The sequence below is a fragment of the Hyphomonas sp. KY3 genome (genome assembly GCF_017309975.1).
In the GTDB taxonomy this organism is placed as follows: domain Bacteria; phylum Pseudomonadota; class Alphaproteobacteria; order Caulobacterales; family Hyphomonadaceae; genus Hyphomonas.
Window position 1 is genome coordinate 464,808 of record NZ_CP022271.1, and the last position, 14,783, is coordinate 479,590.

The window sequence follows — 14,783 nt, forward strand, 5'->3', positions numbered from 1 at the left end:
CCTTATGCCTTATGGCGACAGTCTTGCCCGCAAGTCCGAAGCTGCGGACGTCCGCCTCGCTCGCCTGAATGGTGAGTTGCGCGACGCCTCCGCTCAGACGGTGCTGCGCGTCGCCATGGTTCGCGAATGGTCCAACAGCCTGACCTACGTATCCAGTTTCGGCGCCGAGAGTGTCGCTATGTTGGCCCTGATCGCGGACGTGAAGCCTGACCTGCCCATCGTGTTTCTCGAAACCGGTATGCATTTCCCGCAGACGCTGGACTACAAGGACGAGCTGATCGAAAAGCTCGGCCTGACCGGTGTGCGCGAAATTCCGCCGAGTGAGACCGAGCGCAAGGTGCTCGATCCGAAGAACAATCTCTGGAAAACCGATCCGGACGCCTGTTGCGCACTGCGCAAGGTGCGCCCGCTGGAGCCGGCTCTGGAGGGCTTTGATGCCTGGATCACCGGTCGCAAACGCTTTCATGGTGGGGCCCGGATGAGCCTGCCGGTCTTCGAGTTTGCGAACGGACGCTACAAGGTGAACCCGCTGGCCAACTGGACTCCGGACGATGTGGAACTGTTGATCAAGCAGCGCAATCTGCCGCGCCATCCGCTGGTTGCTCAGGGCTATCCGTCCATCGGCTGCTGGCCGTGCACGAAGCCGTCCGACAATCCGGACGATCCCCGCGCGGGTCGCTGGGCCGGACAGGAGAAGTCCGAATGCGGCCTCCACATCGACAAGACGGAACGCCCGCGCGTCTTCTAGGCCTTCGCCCCGAATATGTGAGCCATGGCGATCGCTCCGGCGGTCGCCACGTTCACACTGTCAAAGCCTTCCGACATTGGGATGCGCACGGGCGTACAAGCCGCGATCAACTCGTCCGGCAGCCCCGGTCCTTCGGCACCGAGCAGGATGGCGAGTCGGTCCGGCATATCCATTTGCGTGATCGGCGTTGCCTCGGAGCGCGGCGTCATCGCCCAGACTTCATAGCCTGCCGCCTTGGCCGCGTTCACCATGTCCAGGCCCGTCCCGCCATGGGCATAGGGCAGCCACAGGCTGCTGCCGGAGGAGACGCGGATGGCCTTGCGATAGAGCGGGTCACAGCATTGACCATCCATCAGCACCGCATCTGCGCCAAAGGCAGCGGCATTGCGAAAGCACGCGCCGACATTGTCGTGATTGGACAGGTCTGACATCAGGAGCAGGGTAGAGGGACCGGCCTCTATGGCGGCGAGAAACGCGGCCGGTTCGGCGATGTCGCCTTTCAGCCCACAGGCAAGCACGCCGCGATGCATCGGAAACCCTGCGACCGCATCCATCACCGACTGGGGCGCGACATAGACCGGCACGTTCTCCGGCACGAGGGCCATCAATTCGGCCAGCGGTGCGACCCGGTTCTCTGTAAGGAACACACTTTCCAGCGCAAAACGTCCCCGACGCAGCGCTGTCTCCAGCGCTACTTTGCCCTCGACGATGAAGCGCGCGCCATGACCTGAAGTCAGGTCCTTCTCGCGAATGGATGTGTAAGCCTCCAGCCTCGCATCTGTCGCGCTATCAACTTCTATCGCAAAACCCATCTCAATTTCTCTATGCTGAGGCGCAAGACGTCGTCCAACTGGCGGGGCGTCCATGACGTGGAACGAATCCGGCTCGGCCGACTACGAGCATACTTCACCCATACGCACAAATCGACGTCCGGCACAGACGATCCAGGCCGAACATTCTCCTGCAGGGGATCCCCCCGCACTTCAGCTCAAATAATTCTCCCAATAGGAGAAAAATTCTACTGTTTGGTATTGTTATCGCAATCATAAATAGATAGAGGGAGATTGCGAAGGATTTGCAGGCGGGCCGGGGGGACGCATGAATATCATGATGAAAACCATTGTGGTGCTTTGGCACCATAGGCTCATCCTTGTATTGTTGCTGGTCGCGTTTTGCGTGGTCGCGATCTCTGCAGGAAACCGCATGCACCGCAAGGCGATGTTGGAACACGTTACGGACAAACAGTTTCAGTTAAATTTGGAAATGACCCGCTATAGCGGGGCAGAGGCTCCACCAATTCTCCTCAGCTCGCTGAGCGAAGACGATATAGGACTTGTCCATAGACTGCGGGAATCGCACGAGCGGGTACATGTGGGGTTTCCCGAGTGTCGCCGCGCTCCAGCCAGATCAATTGTTGGCCCTCAGCCTGATCCCTTGATCTGTGAAGTCCAGATTCCTCCAAGAAAGCCGTCAGACATAATTTGCGAGTCTGAAATCGGTTCGCATCCCTATGTGGCTGCGGGCAGGTTCATCCGCGGAGCCTATTCGGCATGTCTGATGACACTTTGGTCAAGAGAACAGGGAGAATGGTCGCTGAATTCTGCCGCGGTGGGTCCAATGAAAAACGGCCCACTGTTAAGCGGGCCGTCTGAGCTGGATAAAGATGCGTATTCGAACCTGACCGGTCACTAAGCCGGGTTGGGGGCCATGTTCGGCAGGCCCTGATCCTTGGCCATACGCTTCATGGCTTTCTGGAGCTTTTCGAACGCGCGCACTTCGATCTGGCGAATACGCTCACGCGAAACACTGTAAACCTCGGACAGTTCTTCCAGTGTTTTCGGCTCTTCCGACAGGCGGCGCTCGGTCAGGATGTGGCGTTCGCGCTCGTTCAGGTCTTCCATGGCAGCGGTCAGCAATTCCATCCGCGCATTGAATTCCTGCTTGTCAGCAAACTCTTCGGCCTGGCCTTGATCATCGTCGGCCAGCCAGTCCTGCCACTCCATGTCGCCATCGGTGCCCATTGGCACGTTCAGCGAAGCATCCGAGCCGGACATACGCCCGTTCATCGAATACACTTCAGCTTCTGTCACATTCAGCTTTTCGGCGATCAACTGGGCCTGTTCAGGGCGAAGGTCACCTTCGTCCAGAGCCTTCATTTCGCCTTTCAGGCGGCGAAGGTTGAAGAACAGTTTCTTCTGCGCGGCCGTGGTGCCGAGTTTCACGAGGCTCCAGCTGCGCAGGATGTATTCCTGAATGGCGGCACGAATCCACCACATGGCATAGGTTGCCAGCCGGAAACCCTTGTCCGGGTCGAATTTCTTCACGGCCTGCATAAGACCGACATTGCCCTCGGAGATCACTTCGGCCATCGGCAGGCCATAGCCACGATAGCCCATTGCGATCTTCGCAACGAGACGCAGGTGGGATGTCACCATCTTCTCGGCAGACTGGGTATCTTCCTGTTCGCGCCATTTCCGCGCGAGCATGAATTCCTCATTCTTCTCGAGCATGGGGAACTTACGAATTTCGGTGAGATAACGGCTCAGGCCCTGCTCCGGGCTGAGTGCCACACTCGCACTGGCGGTTTTGTTCGCCATATCTAATCTCCTCCTTTGCAGACCAACCCCGCATTGCGGCGATCGTTCCGGCAATCAGATCTTCTTCCTGACGTTTAGCCCCGCATGGCGGCGGCGTCGCCCCGTATAAACCGCATGAATGTCATCGCGGTTTAACATAAATAAGCATTCGGCCCCTGCTTTTGAAGGGGGTTCAAGCGTCTGATTTCACGCTCACGAGAAAGTATATCTTGTGGCGGCAAAGTGATCCAGAAGGCCGCCACACCTTGCTGTCAGAAGTTGCGGAACCGGTTTGAAGGTTGCGGGGTTGATTGCCCAGATATGACAGGACACAACCAAATGGGCAGCACCACTCTCACCCGCACGGACGCCTTCCGGCAATTCGTGCAATCAGATTCCTTTCCCTGTATTGGGGCAAAATCGGCAATGGTTCGCGATCAGCTGGTCATTGCGGAATTCGGCGACATCGATTCCGCTGCAGGTGACATCAATCTCAGGCGCGCACTGGAAGAGTTTATCGAGGAGCTCGATTTCAGCTCCCCTGTGGTTCAGTCCTTCGTCGCCATCTTCACGGGGCCGACCGAGCTGTCAGAGACTGAATTCGAGCGTGCGCTCTGGAACCGGCTTCAATCCTTGCACAATCTCGATGTGGTCGAGGGCAGGGGGTGGGCCGAGAGCGCGGAGCGTGATCCGGAATCGGCACATTTCTCGATGGGCTTGCTGGGCGAGGCCTTCTTCGTCATCGGCCTGCACCCGAACGCATCCCGACCAGCCCGTCGTTTCGAGTTTCCTGCGCTCGTCTTCAATTCGCATGAGCAATTCGAACGCCTGCGCCAGGATGGCCGGTTCGAGAAAATGAAGCAGATCATTCGAGAGCGCGACAAGGCGCTCGCCGGTTCGGTTAATCCGATGCTGGCAGATTTCGGCCGGGGGTCTGAAGCCGCGCAATATTCAGGCCGCGAAGTCGGTCCTGAGTGGAAATGTCCGTTCACCCCGCAGGAGCCTGCGAAATGAGTCACCGTATCCCCCCGAAATCCGGCACGGCCTTCATCCTGCGCAAGGGCGAACGCCTGACTGTGACAGATCCCGAAGGCGAACAAGTCAGCGACATGGTCGCCTACAATCTGGACGACCGGAAGGAAATGATTTCATCCGGGCGTTCCCTCGATTATGCCGGGCGCATGTTCCTGACCAAGGGAGACATGCTCTACTCCAATCGCAGCCGTGACATGTTGAAAATTGTCGAGGATGAGGTCGGCCGTCATGATTTCACGCTGACGCCCTGCTCGAAGGATACGTTCCGCAAGCTGTACAATGAGGCTGATCCCCAAGGTGGTTGTCAGGAAAACCTCGAAGCAGCCCTGGCCGAATACGGCATAGGCCCCGATGATATTCCGATCGCGTTCAACATCTTCATGCATGTCGCGACAGATCCTCAGACAGGCGAGATCAAGGTTTTGCCACCTCTGAGCAAAGCGGGGCAGTCGATTACGTTCGAAGCCTGCATGGACCTTCTGATCGGCATGACCAGCTGCTCCGCAGGAGAGTCCAATAATTTTCGCTACAAGCCGATAGATTATGAGATCGTGCAGGCAGTCGACTGATGGATATTTCAGCAATCTATTACGACGGATGGAAAGATCTTGTCCGTATCGCGCTTGCCGCCCCAGTCATATATTTCACCATCATCGCTTTCATCCGGCTCGCTGGAAAGCGGTCTACGTCTCAGATGAACAATTTTGACTGGGTGGTGACCGTGGCGCTGGGCTCAATCGCTGGAGCGGGTATCACCTCGAATTCCGTCACGGCCGTCGAAGCCTTGTTCGCCATTGCAGTCCTCCTGTTTATTCAATGGGGGCTGACATTCGTTCTGGCGCGCAGCGACTCTGTGGAATGGCTTGTGAAATCCAGTCCACGACTTCTGGTATATCGGGGTCAGTACCTTATGCAGAATATTCGCGATGAGCGTCTGACCAAGTCCGAAGTGCTCGCCGCGTTGCGGGAAAATGGCCTGACACGCGTTGCCGAAGCTGAGTTGGTCGTGCTCGAAACGGATGCGTCATTCAGCGTGGTCGCGCGCAAGAATGCGGATGTATCGCCCGAACATCTTGCCCAATCTGTCGTCGGAGTTCCAGGCCACTCCTGAAGTGTGCGTCACAATAAATTCATGAAAGTCAAAGTCTTGTACGCTGTTGTGGCTATTACTGGTTACAAAGTTTTCAGACTGTGATGATAGCGAGAACCCATAAGGCCTTTTGGGTGGGGCAGATGGGTTTATTATGAGATTTCGCTCCACGTCATGGATGCATTTTGAGCCGCTCTCTCTCGGAGACAGCTTTGATGCGGTATCCGCGTTTTTCGTCAAGAACCCTGAAGCGACACTGTGCCCGGTTGTCGATTTTAACGGCAAGCCGACAGGGTTTGTGTCCCTTCAGGCTTTCCAGCGCCTGATCTCAAATCCGTTCGGCTATGCCCTGAATCAGAAAAAGGGTGTGTCCGGCATAATGGATCGAAACGTGCTGGTGATGGAGCTATCGGAGGATGCCGCGACCGTATTCGGCAGTATCCGGGACAAATCAGACCTGCTCACCAACGGACTGATCCTTGCGCATGAAGACGGCATCTATGCCGGATGTCTCAACGCGCTTGGTGTGTTCCATGCCCTTACCGAAATTCATGCCAGTATGCTGACTGAACTCAAGGCCGAGATCGAGGAGCGTGAGCGCGCCGAGCGCAAGATCCGCCAGCTTGCCGACACAGATCCATTGACCCGAATCCTGAATCGCCGCGCCTTTGTGCGGGAAATGGAGGCTCTGGTGGCACAGGGCCAGCCCTTCATGTGCGCCTTGATCGACCTGGACAGGTTCAAGCCCCTGAATGATCGCTATGGGCATGCGATTGGGGACCATGTCCTGAAGGTTCTCGCCACGCGCCTGTCGGAGATGGAGGGCTGCCAGCATGCTTGTCGCCTTGGTGGAGATGAGTTTGCGTTTATCATTCCATCGGTTGGCGATAACGCACTGGCATTGGCTGCGCTTGTCCAAAGTGCTCTGGTTTCTCCGATAGAAACCGATCTCGGGCTCGTCACGGTCGGCGCCTCCATCGGGGTCGCTGCGTTTCCGGATGACGCGGCTGACAAGGCCAATCTGATGTACGCAGCCGACAAGGCCATGATCCGGATAAAGTCGGAGGGCGGAGGGATTGCGGTATTCGATCGCCGTGAAGACATGGCGGACATGGACGCCGAAGAGTTCGACAAGACCATTATCGGGGCGGTCAAGGACAATTGCTTCCAGCCCGCAGTTCAGCCGATTCTGGATTTGCGCAGTCACTCAATTGCCGGTTATGAAGTGCTTGCGCGCTGGCCGCATAGCGGCCTCAGCCGGCAGCCCTCGCCCAAGCAATTCATGCCGGCAGTGGAGCGCCTTGGCCTGATCGACAGTTTCTTCTGGTCCATGCTGAACCAGGCTTTGCGCTGGTTGCCCGGGGGTACCAGCTTCCTGTCATTCAACGTCTCTCCCTCTCAATTGACGTCTCTGGAATTTGCTGACCATTTCCTGAACGCGCTCCGCCGCCATGGCATAGCGCCTGAACGGATCGAACTCGAAATCACAGAAAACGTCCTTTTCAGGAACATCGATACGAGCAAACACGTGCTTGGCAAGATTGTCGGGGCAGGGGTCTCTCTGGCTCTGGATGACTTTGGCACCGGCTATTCCTCGCTCTCCCTGTTGGAGGAATTGCCCTTCAAGAAGGTCAAGCTCGACAAGAGCCTGCTCGGCAAGAAGAGCGATTCTGGTGTCCTGCCCAAAGTGCTGACTGGCAGTCTGAAGATGTGCCGCGAGATGAATCTGATCAGCTGCGCCGAAGGCGTGGAAACCAGCTGGCAGCTCGAACAGCTCGCCGCGCGCAATTGTGATCTCATACAGGGCTATCTCATTGGTCGGGCCGTGCTTTGCCAGGAGATGACCGCGCCCGATATCAATGTGCGGGCGGGCTGAAGCAGCCTTCTTCAGGGCATAATCGCGTCCTTGTCCCGCAAGGAATCCGTTGCGCCTGTTGCCAATAGGGGTGCCCGCGAGAACGTATCCGCTGCCTCTACGCGCCGGACATATACTTGCGCGGATGGACAGCCTGTTTGCGCCCCCACCGGTATTGAAGCCGCATCTTCAGCCATTCCGTTTCTGGATATGGCTGCAGCTCATCCTTCTGCGCCTGTATGTGCGCCGAACGAGAGGTCGCGGCACGCCGTTCCTCACCATGTGCGATGCGCGAGGGAATGTCTGGATCGCGGCAATCGGGGATATGCCAACAGTCGCGCGGCCTGACCCTTTGGCGTTCACCCTCCCAAAGGCCTGTCAGGTCGCGATGGGCAGCGCATCCGAACCCGCGCCTGCGCATGATGCGGGCGACCATCGCGTCGGAACAACGCTATTTCCGATGACTCGCCCGCATGATGCCGAGTTGCGCCTGCCTCCGCCCGATACCTGACCCGGGCGCTTGCAAATTCCTGATCTTGTCCACCGAGCGCCTTCACGGGCGTTGCAGGCGCAGGTCGCTCCGGCGGGCTGGTACACGATTTGCCTGTCACAGGACGAACGGCATTGTCGCGGCTGGTCCTGAATCTGGTCTGGCGGCTCCGAAATCCCGGGTGCCATACCGAAAAGGACACGCGCATGCGTCTTCCTCATCTGACATCACTCCAGGGCGGGCGCGCCATCGCTGCGCTCATGGTCGTCTTCTATCACCTTAATATCTTCATCTTGCCAAAGCGGCTTTATGCGGAAACGGGCGAAGCGCTGCATCCTGTAGCGAATATGGGCTATTCGGGTGTTGAGTTCTTCTTCGCCCTGTCTGGATTCCTGATGCTCTATATCCATCGTCGGGATTTTGGTGCCCCTCAAAAGGCCTATAGCTACGCGATCAAACGGGTCTCGCGCATCTATCCGGCCTATTGGCTGGTTCTCATCCCGATGGTCCTGGCCGGTGCCCTGATCCCGGCCGTCGGACTTGGCTATATGCCGGGTCTTGGGCAATTGCTGCCGAACCTCTTCCTTGTGCCAATGGAAGACACTCCGATTCTTCAGGTTTCATGGACCCTGCAACATGAAATGCTGTTCTACGCCATATTCGGCCTCGCTATCCTGCATCGCTGGATCGGTCTCGGCATCCTCAGCATGTGGTTTACCGCCTGCGCGCTCACCGTATTTGGCCAGGACGTACTGTTCCCGGCGGACTTCCTGTTCTCGCCTTACAATCTGATCTTCCTGTTCGGCGGTCTGGCGGCGGTGTCCTTCCAGCATCTGGGACGGAATGCAGCGCGTGGCCTGTTGGTCGGCGGTCTGCTGGTCTTCCTGATGACGGGGCTCAACGATATCTATCGCCCCGTCGAGATCGGGTTTGGTGTGCGCACGGTCCTGTTCGGTGCCTCTGCCAGCGCGATCATTGCAGCGCTCGCCGCAATGGAAACCGCTGGCCGCCTGAGCATTCCGCGCAGCCTTCGTTTGGTCGGCGACGCGTCCTACATGCTCTATCTTGTGCACATGCCAATGATGACCGCCGGTGTGCCGGTTGCGAAATTCCTGCACCTACCGGAATTCCTGCCGCCTTGGATCATGGCGCTGCTGTTCGTGATCGGGTGCACAATCGCGTCCGTTGTCGCGCACCTATACTTGGAACGCCCTCTGGTTCGCTACATCTCGCGTAAGTTCGGCGCGCCGAAAAACCTGTCTGGCCAATTGAGTCTTGCAGACGCCTTGCGTCAGGCGGCGTCTAGTCGGCTTCCAGTTCAACACGGGCCTCGGACAAATAATCCGTAGACCGCATTTCATGCAGGCGGCTGGCCGTGCGTTCAAACTCGAAACTGCCATCGCCTTCGGGATAAAGGCTCTCCGGTTCGGCGGCTGCGCTTGCCACCAGCTTGATCTTCGCTTCATAGAGCGCGTCGATCAGTGCCACGAAGCGCGCCGCCTCGTTGCGGTTTTCTGGTCCCAGCGTCGGAATGCCTGACAGGATCACCGTGTTGAAATTTGCGGCGATGGCCAGATAGTCCCGCGACCCGAGCGGCCGGGCGCACAATTCCTCGAAGGTGAAGCGCGCCACACCCGCCGCTTCGCGTTGGACTTCCAGTTTGCGGCCTTTCACCGTCAGCACGCAATGCTGTGGTTCTGCCCCAAGGGTCAGCCGGTCCCAGGCCCGGTCCAGCGCGGCCTCGGATTCCGGGCCCAATGGCGAATACCAGACCGGCGCTTCGATCAGGCGGTCAAGGCGGTAATCCCGCTCCGAGGCGAGTTCCAGAATTTCGCAATGCGCCTTCAGATGCTCGATGAAGGGTAGGAAGAGGGGGCGATTGATCCCATCCTTGTAGAGATCATTGGGGTGGCGGTTCGAGGTCGCCACCACCGTGACTGCCATGTCGAACAGTGCTTCGAACAGGCGGGCCAGAACCATGGCATCAGCAATCTGGGTGACCTGGAACTCATCGAAGCAGAGCAGGCTCGCCTCGGAGGCGATCTGTTTCGCCACTGGCGCGATTGGATCATCGCCCGCTCCCTTCACGCGCCATTCGGACCGCTTGCGGTCGTCTTGCGAGAGCTTGCGCCAGGCATCCAGCCGGTCATGCACTTCGGCCATGAATTCATGGAAATGGACCCGCCGGCGGGCTTCAACCGGTGCACTCTCGAAGAACAGATCCATCAGCATGGATTTGCCCCGACCAACGCCGCCCCACATATAGAGACCCGTGACGGTCTCGGCCTTTGAGAACCAGCCGCCGGTCTTGCGGTTGGCCAGTCTGTGTTCCAGATCGTTCAGCGCCGCAGCGGCGGTTGCCTGAACCGGGTCCGGCGTCAGCTGGCCGCTCTCAATGCGGGCGTTGTATTTCTCAAGGACGGTGGTCATCCGGGTCAACCCAGCCGCTCGGCGATCTGGGCCAGCAGTGCGCTCCAGGCTCCGGGCACCAGCAGGAAGGTCAACGCCGCACCGGCCAAGGCGCCGCCCAAATGCGCGCCATGTGCGATCATCGTATTAGGGCGTTGCGACAGGAAGAAGCTGACCGAGATAAACAGAACTGCCGCAACAATTGCCCACATCGGCAAGATGAAAAGCAGGTACAATACCGCAAACGGCGCCAGCACACTGAACGCGAGCACGATACCGGACGTCGCGCCCGACGCGCCCACGGCGCGGTAGTCGGGCTGGTCGCGTTTGTCGATGTATTCCCATGCGTTTCCGGCAAACAACGATCCGAAATAGATGATCAGGAATGTTGTTGCGCCAAGTTCGCGTTCCAGCACTCCGCCAAACTGCCACAGGACGAACATGTTGATGAGCAAATGTGTGCTGTTCACATGCAGGAAGGCTGAAGTCACGAAGCGCCACCATTGGCGGCCCTCTCGGATCGGCGCGATCCAGAAATTGTTGTCCTCGAAGAAAGCGCGGTTTGACAGGCCAATCAGACTGACGAGGACATTGGCCGCGATCAGGCTGATCGTCACGGGATATTCCATCATCGGGGGTGTCGCCTTTTTCCTGTGTCGCCCAGCAAAAAGCCGCCCGGACGTATCCTAGGCGGCTTAGCAAGGGGAAGGGGCGCTTCGCAAGCGCCCGCATGGATTAGGCCGCGCGGACGGCCGCGGTTTCAGCGGCTGGCATCAGGTCCATCAGGAAGTCTTCAAACGCATCGGGGCGCTGGATGAAGCGATTGAATGGCAGAGTGGCCTTGAAAATAGCTTGCGGATGAATGTTCGCGCCACAGCGCAGGGCAGACTCAACAGCCTGGTCGCGCACATCCATGGAAGAGACGACCGCAATCCGGTATTTGCCCATATTGGCAACCCGCGCGATGGTCATGTCCGGGTCAAAGGAGTCTGGCAGGCCGAGGTCGAGCACGACGAGATCGAATCTTTCGAGGCGCAACCGGGCTTCCGCCATCATCAGGGTCGGCGCCATGACCAGGTCAACCTGCACGCGGGAGCGCGCAGCCTTGTCCGCGGCAATCGCCAGCATGTCTCTGACTGGCTCGTGATCTTCAACCCAAAGAACTTTCATCTACACTATTCCCGATTTATTTGCCCGCGAAGGAAAGCCTTAAGCCAACCCCCCTGTGGCGTTCACAATGGCACGTGGCTCTTACGTCTTGGTAAAGCGAAACTTTCCGAAGTGTTTATATTTCAACACAATGCAGCGTTCCGGTGGCCTGCGCGAACGGCCATTCCCCTGTAGTTCCCGCTTTGAGGGATTCGCCCCAACCCCTATGTATATAAAGGGAGAACGGAGTGGCCCACGCACCATGAGCGACGAGAGCCTGATCGCAAAATCCTCTACTTTGAGAGGATCGGCATTTCTTGATGCAGAAAAAAATAATGACCAGCATATCGTCGATACGCTGATTGAGGAACGCTGCCCGAAACTGCGCGAGAGCTGGTCGTGGCCGCTTGTCCGTCCGGTTCTCTACAAGACGCTTGGGTATCGGCGGGCGCGGGAAATGGCCGACACGATCATGCAGCTGAATGGGCGGGACTCGTTCGATCATCTTTCACACCAATTGAACTTCTCTCTGAAGGTCGACGGTCTCGAGAGACTGCCAAGTGCTGGGCGGGTTATCATTGCGGCCAACCATCCAACCGGTTTGGCAGATGGTGTGGCGGTCTGGGATCTGCTCAAGCAGGTTCGGCAGGATATCGTATTCTTTGCCAATGCCGATGCCATTCGCGTCAATCCGAACTTTCAGGATGTCATCATCCCGGTCGAATGGGTGGCCGAGAAGCGCACCCCGGCCAAGACGCGCGAAACCCTGAAGCGGGCCGGGCAGGCCTTTGCCGAGGAAAAATGCGTTGTCATCTTCCCCTCGGGGCGGCTTGCAAAGAAGGAAGACGGGCGGCTGGTCGAGAAGGACTGGTTCTCTACCGTGGTCGGCCTCGCGCGGAAACAGAAGACACCCGTCCTGCCGCTCAATCTCGATGCGTGGAATTCGAGGCTCTTTTACTTTCTCAGCGAGCTGAACCCGGAATTGCGTGACATCACCCTGTTTCACGAGCTGCTGAACAAGCGCGGCGCGCAAGTGCGTATGACGTTCGGCCAGATGATTCATCCAGACCAACTGGCAGGCGACGCCATCGAGCTCACAGAAAAACTGAAGCACCACGTCGCTTATGATCTGGGCCGTGACCGTTTCGCAGTCTTCGAGCCTTAGCGTATGTGCGGACGATTCTTCCGGCATGGCGTAACGTGGGAGGAATACCACAATGCGCTGAATCTGATTCACCCGAACGGCATCCAGCCGCCGGAGCCTGCGTACAATATTGCGCCCACCCAGTATGTGCCCATCATCCGCATGGCGCCGGAAGGCGAGGATGTGCCGCGTCACGCCATCCAGATGGCTCCGGCCATGTGGGGACTGGTTCCCAGCTGGTGGAAAAAGCCGTTGAGCGAGAAGAAATTCTCGACGTTCAATGCGCGCAGCGAAGGTCTTGAAGCGTCCAACACGTTTCGCGGGCCTTTCCGGCATCATCGCTGTCTGGTTCCGGCCAGCGGCTTCTATGAATGGACAGGCCCGAAGGGCAAGAAGCAACCCTTTGCTATCGGCCTGCGAAACCGGCGATGGTTTTGCTTTGCAGGGTTATGGGACCGCGCCATGATCGACGGGTCCGAGATCGACACATTCACCATCCTGACCACCAAGCCCAACGACCTGATGGCGGGGCTGCACACACGCATGCCGGTCATCCTTCATCCGTCGGACTATCGGACATGGCTGGATGCTGACAATCGCAAGGTGGAACACCTCTACGAACCATTCCCAACCGAGGACATGCATGCATGGCCTGTAAATCCTGCCGTGGGAAATGTCCGTAATCAGGGCGTCCAGTTGATAGAGGAAACCTAGTTCTTCTTCCAGGCCACCTGATAGAGGTCCAGTCGACGATCCTTGAGGTTCTGTACCGCGCCGGATTGACGAGCTGTGAGCAGGTCTGAAATGGACAGGTCAGCCAGCGCAATCGTTTCCGTGTTCGGGGCTGTATCCGCTGCTACGCCATCGCGTGAGAAGGGGAAATCGGACGGGGTCAAGATACAGCTCTCCGCATAGTGAATGTCCATGTTCTCTACATTCGGGAGGTTGCCCACAACCCCGGACATGGTGACATAGCACTGGTTCTCGACCGCACGAGCCTGACAGCAATACCGCACCCGCAAATAGCCGCGCCGTTCGTCGGTACAGAAGGGCACGAACAGCATCAGCGCGCCCTGGTCGACAAGGTGGCGCGCAATTTCGGGGAACTCACTGTCATAACAGATCATCACGCCTATCGGGCCACAGTCGGTCTGGATCACAGAGTTTCCACGACCGCCCTGAATGTTCCACCAATGGCGCTCGGACGGGGTCGGATGCAGCTTCTGCTGGGTATGGACCGAGCCGTCGCGCAGGAAGACGTGGCAGACATTGAGAATTTCGCCATTCGCCATCTGGCTCGGATGCGTTCCGCCAATGATGTTGATGTTGTAGGAAACTGCCAGCTTCTCCATGAACTCCACAAAACGCGGCGTATAGTCAGATATCTGAGAGATCGCATCGACAGGGCCGAGCGGGCGTTCAGACAGCGACAGCAATTGCAGTGTCAGCATTTCCGGGAAGACCACGAAGTCTGACTGGTAGTCTGACGCGATATCGACCCAGTATTCGACCTGTCCTTCAAACTCGTCGATGGAAGTGATCCGGCGCATCTGGAACTGGACCGTGGCGATCCGCACGCGCTCGGGCAGGGACGTGTCGCCAAAGCTCGTATTGGTCTGGATCTTCTCCTGCGCCAGTGGGTTCTCCCAGAACATGTGCGTGGCATGTCCCATGGAGTCGATATCTTCCGGCAGGTAATGGCGCAGTACGCCGAGCGGCTCATACCCCTGATTCAGTTGGAACGTGATAACCGGATCGCGGAGCTTGGATTCGCGGACCGCCTTCACATAGTCTTCCGGGTTGGGATATTGTTTGGCGCGGCGAGCATAGCCAGGCATCCGACCGGCAAATACGATACCTTTCAGCTCCAGCCACTGGCACAGTTCGCGCCGTGCCTTGTAGAAACGCTGGCCAATGCGCAAGCGACGGAACGCCGGGTCGACCGCGACATCCATGCCGTAGAGCACGTCCCCTTCGGGGTCGTGACGGGCGGCATATCCGCCGCCGGTAATCTGCATCCATGTGTGCGGACCAAAGGCATGTTCGGACGCGATCATGAAGGTGGCGCAATGGCCAACAATCTGGCCTTCATATTCAGCGATGAACTGCCCATCCGGAAACCGGTTGATCTGCGCCATGAGGTGGTCGCGGGAATACTCTTCGCCCTCGCCATAAACGCGCGCCGAGAGGCCCTGAAGGCCGGGGATATCATCCGGCGTTGCATTGCGGATGATCAGTTTTGCTTTGCTATTGCTCATGGCGAAGGAATGTCTCTGGAGGGATAAGG

At 58.0% G+C, this 14,783-nt stretch carries 16 protein-coding genes; 10 read left to right on the top strand and 6 right to left on the bottom strand.

Features of this window, described 5'->3' with window-relative positions; all coding sequences use genetic code 11:
• Positions 1-4: 4 nt before the first annotated feature.
• Positions 5-748 carry a phosphoadenylyl-sulfate reductase gene (locus tag CFA77_RS02505; RefSeq protein WP_206992114.1) on the top strand — a complete coding sequence of 248 codons (744 nt, stop codon included), beginning with the start codon at positions 5-7 and terminating at the stop codon, positions 746-748.
• On the opposite strand, the gene CFA77_RS02510 is transcribed toward CFA77_RS02505, so the two are convergent.
• Positions 745-1,560 (bottom strand): RNA methyltransferase, encoded by an 816-nt coding sequence (locus tag CFA77_RS02510; protein ID WP_206992115.1) that lies wholly within the window; start codon positions 1,558-1,560, stop codon positions 745-747. The genes CFA77_RS02505 and CFA77_RS02510 overlap by 4 nt on opposite strands.
• Before the next feature lie 286 nt (positions 1,561-1,846).
• Here CFA77_RS02510 and CFA77_RS02515 point away from each other — a divergent pair, with 286 nt between their 5' ends.
• Entirely contained in the window at positions 1,847-2,440 is a 594-nt protein-coding gene (locus tag CFA77_RS02515; protein ID WP_206992116.1) for a hypothetical protein, read from the top strand.
• Here CFA77_RS02515 and rpoH read toward each other — a convergent pair.
• Positions 2,437-3,345 carry an RNA polymerase sigma factor RpoH gene (rpoH, locus tag CFA77_RS02520; protein WP_206992117.1) on the bottom strand — a complete coding sequence of 303 codons (909 nt, stop codon included), beginning with the start codon at positions 3,343-3,345 and terminating at the stop codon, positions 2,437-2,439. The two genes, CFA77_RS02515 and rpoH, sit on opposite strands and share 4 nt — an antisense overlap.
• 318 nt (positions 3,346-3,663) lie before the next feature.
• On the opposite strand from rpoH, the gene gntA reads away from it, so the two are divergent.
• From gntA to CFA77_RS02550, 6 genes are all read left to right on the top strand, one after another.
• Positions 3,664-4,338 (top strand): guanitoxin biosynthesis heme-dependent pre-guanitoxin N-hydroxylase GntA, encoded by a 675-nt coding sequence (gntA, locus tag CFA77_RS02525; protein ID WP_034817095.1) that lies wholly within the window; start codon positions 3,664-3,666, stop codon positions 4,336-4,338.
• Positions 4,335-4,928, top strand: coding sequence for a DUF1989 domain-containing protein (locus tag CFA77_RS02530; RefSeq protein WP_206992118.1), 594 nt, complete (start codon positions 4,335-4,337; stop codon positions 4,926-4,928). Before gntA ends, CFA77_RS02530 begins: the two co-directional genes overlap by 4 nt.
• Positions 4,928-5,470 carry a DUF421 domain-containing protein gene (locus CFA77_RS02535; protein ID WP_206992119.1) on the top strand — a complete coding sequence of 181 codons (543 nt, stop codon included), beginning with the start codon at positions 4,928-4,930 and terminating at the stop codon, positions 5,468-5,470. The genes CFA77_RS02530 and CFA77_RS02535 overlap by 1 nt, the downstream gene beginning before the upstream one ends.
• 133 nt (positions 5,471-5,603) lie before the next feature.
• Positions 5,604-7,325: an EAL domain-containing protein gene (locus tag CFA77_RS02540; RefSeq protein ID WP_206992120.1), complete on the top strand. Its 1,722-nt coding sequence runs from the start codon at positions 5,604-5,606 to the stop codon at positions 7,323-7,325.
• Between the two features lie 124 nt (positions 7,326-7,449).
• Positions 7,450-7,815 carry a hypothetical protein gene (locus tag CFA77_RS02545; protein WP_206992121.1) on the top strand — a complete coding sequence of 122 codons (366 nt, stop codon included), beginning with the start codon at positions 7,450-7,452 and terminating at the stop codon, positions 7,813-7,815.
• Positions 7,816-8,000: 185 nt separating this feature from the next.
• Complete coding sequence (locus CFA77_RS02550) at positions 8,001-9,143, top strand: acyltransferase (protein WP_206992122.1); 1,143 nt, start codon at positions 8,001-8,003, stop codon at positions 9,141-9,143.
• Here CFA77_RS02550 and zapE read toward each other — a convergent pair.
• The 3 genes from zapE to CFA77_RS02565 form a co-directional block, all read right to left on the bottom strand.
• Positions 9,097-10,224 (bottom strand): cell division protein ZapE, encoded by a 1,128-nt coding sequence (zapE, locus tag CFA77_RS02555; protein WP_206992123.1) that lies wholly within the window; start codon positions 10,222-10,224, stop codon positions 9,097-9,099. The two genes, CFA77_RS02550 and zapE, sit on opposite strands and share 47 nt — an antisense overlap.
• Positions 10,225-10,229: 5 nt before the next feature.
• A complete protein-coding gene (locus tag CFA77_RS02560; RefSeq protein ID WP_206992124.1) occupies positions 10,230-10,835 on the bottom strand; it encodes a rhomboid family intramembrane serine protease in 606 nt (201 codons plus the stop codon).
• Between the two features lie 103 nt (positions 10,836-10,938).
• Positions 10,939-11,373: a response regulator transcription factor gene (locus CFA77_RS02565; RefSeq protein WP_206992125.1), complete on the bottom strand. Its 435-nt coding sequence runs from the start codon at positions 11,371-11,373 to the stop codon at positions 10,939-10,941.
• Between the two features lie 241 nt (positions 11,374-11,614).
• On the opposite strand from CFA77_RS02565, the gene CFA77_RS02570 reads away from it, so the two are divergent.
• Together CFA77_RS02570 and CFA77_RS02575 are read left to right on the top strand one after the other, a co-directional pair.
• On the top strand, positions 11,615-12,517 hold the full coding sequence (locus CFA77_RS02570; RefSeq protein ID WP_206992126.1) for a GNAT family N-acetyltransferase: 903 nt from the start codon (positions 11,615-11,617) through the stop codon (positions 12,515-12,517).
• Positions 12,518-12,520: 3 nt separating this feature from the next.
• The gene (locus CFA77_RS02575; RefSeq protein WP_206992127.1) at positions 12,521-13,210 is read left to right on the top strand and encodes an SOS response-associated peptidase; all 690 of its coding nucleotides are present in this window, start codon (positions 12,521-12,523) and stop codon (positions 13,208-13,210) included.
• On the opposite strand, the gene CFA77_RS02580 is transcribed toward CFA77_RS02575, so the two are convergent.
• A complete protein-coding gene (locus tag CFA77_RS02580; RefSeq protein ID WP_034817111.1) occupies positions 13,207-14,754 on the bottom strand; it encodes a bifunctional GNAT family N-acetyltransferase/carbon-nitrogen hydrolase family protein in 1,548 nt (515 codons plus the stop codon). The genes CFA77_RS02575 and CFA77_RS02580 overlap by 4 nt on opposite strands.
• Positions 14,755-14,783: the final 29 nt, after the last annotated feature.